Source organism: Candidatus Cloacimonadota bacterium, from assembly GCA_020532355.1.
In the GTDB taxonomy this organism is placed as follows: Bacteria; Cloacimonadota; Cloacimonadia; order Cloacimonadales; family Cloacimonadaceae; genus UBA5456.
Map to the genome: position 1 here is coordinate 1 of JAJBBD010000063.1, position 2,918 is coordinate 2,918.

The window sequence follows — 2,918 nt, forward strand, 5'->3', positions numbered from 1 at the left end:
CCAATGATATCGAAGAAATAAGGGTTTGCTATTTCAGGTGATGGGCCATCAGTATTAACAGCCTGAACAGTCCAGAACCAACGCTCTGAATAGTTGAAGCTCATGGCTGTACTTCCACCTGTTACAGGATTGAAGCTGGTGCCTTGAATATTATCGAAGATTTGTTCATCGTAGATATTCTCTTCGGAAGAGGCCATATACAGTATGTAATAATCCGGAGTGCCTCCCAAATCTGAAGGAGCCCAGGTGAGGTCAAAACCTTCGATGGGCATATCTGTAGCACCGTTTTCGGGAGCAATCAGGGTTACGGGATCAGGAGGTCCGGTGGGCACATATAAAGGAGGACCTGTGAAGTCGTCCACATACAAATACCAGTCATAGGCACCCATGTAGCGTACAGCCAGATAAACTACAGCATCGCCATAGCTATCAAGGGGGTAGGTCTTCTGGACGTATTCGCCCATTTGGCCGGTTCCGCTATCTATCATAGTGAAGGAAGCGGGGTTCGTATCGGTAGTGGAAATCAAGACCTGCCAGGGATCGGCGTAAGAAGCATTATAGCTTCTCATCCAGAAGCTGATCACATCAGTGGTAGCTGAGCTTACCTGCAGCGGAGGAGTAATCAACCAATCGTCGTTATTCAATGAAGAGGTTTCATATCCTATGCGGGCGGAATAGCTTCCGGTGTGAGGATTTGAAGTCGAAGCTTCCCACTGCTTAGCACCGCCATCAGCATTAATTACTGTCCATCTATCGGGAATTGCTCCAGATTCGAAGCCTTCCATGTAGGCATTTTCGTTTAATGCTGCTCCGGTGAGTGCCACATCATAGTAGGTTCCACCATAATTCATCCGCAGCGTTGCAGTATGGCTTCCAGTGGTATCTGGGACATAACGCACCGGGATGTTTACAGATTGACCGACTGTGAGGGCAGCAGGGAAACCGGTTGTTGTATATTCAAACTGGTCGAAATCGCCAATCAGGGTGATATCAGCAGCGTCCAAAGCCAAGGTTCCACCCCCGGTATTGGTAATAACTACATCAGTGTAAGCTGTAGGTGTATTAGCCAGGGTAACTCCGAAATCGATGCTGTCGGGAGTATAGACGAAGATGGGGCTTTCAGGTATTTCTTCCAGCAGGAAGTCATCGATACCAAAGCCATAATATGTTGCTGCGCTTGCAGTCTGGTGGAAGGCAAGGTAAATAGTGCTTCCGGTGTAAGCACTCAGATTCAACATATGTTCAGTCCATGGAACATTGGCACAGTCAAAGGTGCCAAGACCGGTGGTGAAAGAACCGATCGCATTATCCGAGGTGGAAACATACACAGTATAGGTGTTCACAAAGCTGGCACTTTCCACTTTATCCCACCATTTCAGGCGAGTGTCGCTTGTAAGGGTGATAGGAGGAGTGATCAGCCAGTCGTCATTATTACCCATACCTACTGCTGCATTTGGTTCAGAGTGGGTAGGGCTAATATAGGTATTACCCTGTCTCCAGGTGTAGTCATCTGCGTCGGCGTTGATCACGGTCCAGCCGAGAGGAGCAGCAGGGCTTCCTACCCAGATGCCATCGAAGTTTTGAGTGTAAGGGAAACTAGCGATGGTGGGGTCTGCCATGGTGGTAAAGCTCCAGACGGGGCTGCCCACGGCATCGCCATTAGCATTGTAGGCCACTACTTTCCAATAGTAGGTAGTTTCATAGGCCATGTCTGGAGTGGGGTCATAAGAAGTAACCAGACCCAAATCCGAACTGTTCAGGATATTGGTGGGAGGATTGTCTGTACCAAAGGACAGCCTGTATCCTGTGGGTGCTCCGCCACCGGAAGCCCAGTTCAGAGTTGCTGAACGCATAATATTTGTTGCGGCATTGGCAGGACTAAGGATAGCCGCAACATTTGGGGGGCCTGTTAATTCATAACTTGTATAGGTGAGGGTTACATTGGGGCGAGTCACGGAAGTCGAACCGTTACCGGTGGGAGCAGTACTGTCTTGCACCCAGGTAAGATGCATTCCGGTAACCGAGCTACTGCGAATACCAGCGCCGGAAGAGGTACCATTACCATAACCGCCGTAGTTTCTCTCTACCATGATGATTACGCCATTGCCATCATCTACACTGAAGGGGTTCAAAAGCGTGAATTCGTTCCAGTCACCGGCAAGGGTGCCGGTGTGAGTGGCATCATAGACCAAAGTGGCACCGGCAATCATATTTGCCCAGGTGCCGTTTGTAATAGTATTGCTACCGGTTGTCTTCAGATAAATCTTGGTAGGAATGGCAACTGAGGTGGCAGTATTGGAATACCAGGAAATTGCAGAAATCAGGGTGTTTTGGGGCCCCAGTTCCGCATCCGTATAGAGCGCAGCACTGCGTTCATAACCAAAATAGCTCCCCAAGGGGAATCGCTGAACGTCGGTGCCGGTTCCAATTACAACGCTATCGGCAAAGGCCATCGTAACCAATGCCAACGCGAATAATAATATTAATATTTTCTTCATACAAAACTCCTTAATTGAGTTGTTTCTTTAAAGAAGAGCTTGTTATTTGTATAAGTAATAGGTTTAGCCTCATTCCTCCTGGATAATGATGCAGCAGACGGGTAGATTCCAAAGGGTTTGAAATCCTTAGTCCCAAGGCTAAAGCCAGATTTGATCTTGATGGTTTGGGTAAAAGCCAGCTCAGAGAAGAACTGCTTTACATACCGATGGATTTGCCGGCCGGATTGGCTGCAATCCTCTTGATCTCGAAGGGTGAATGGTGAGTCGAAGCTGCCTTCAGGCTTCATACCCCGCGGCGCAGGTGATAATGTGCGACGATTATTACTCAGAGTGCGGGCAATATGATGCCGGATTGTGCTTCGGGATGGGTATTGGTTTTCATGATTGTTATTGATATTGTGGAAATGTGTCAACACGAAA

General features: G+C 48.2%; 2 protein-coding genes. Both read right to left on the reverse strand.

Annotation, left to right across the window (positions count from 1 at the left end):
• Positions 1-2,498: choice-of-anchor J domain-containing protein (locus tag LHW48_01990; protein ID MCB5259232.1), on the reverse strand; the 2,498-nt coding region annotated here is incomplete at its 3' end.
• Positions 2,495-2,918, reverse strand: a 424-nt coding sequence (locus LHW48_01995; protein ID MCB5259233.1) for a hypothetical protein, incomplete at its 5' end; no start/stop codon positions are given. The genes LHW48_01990 and LHW48_01995, both read right to left, overlap by 4 nt.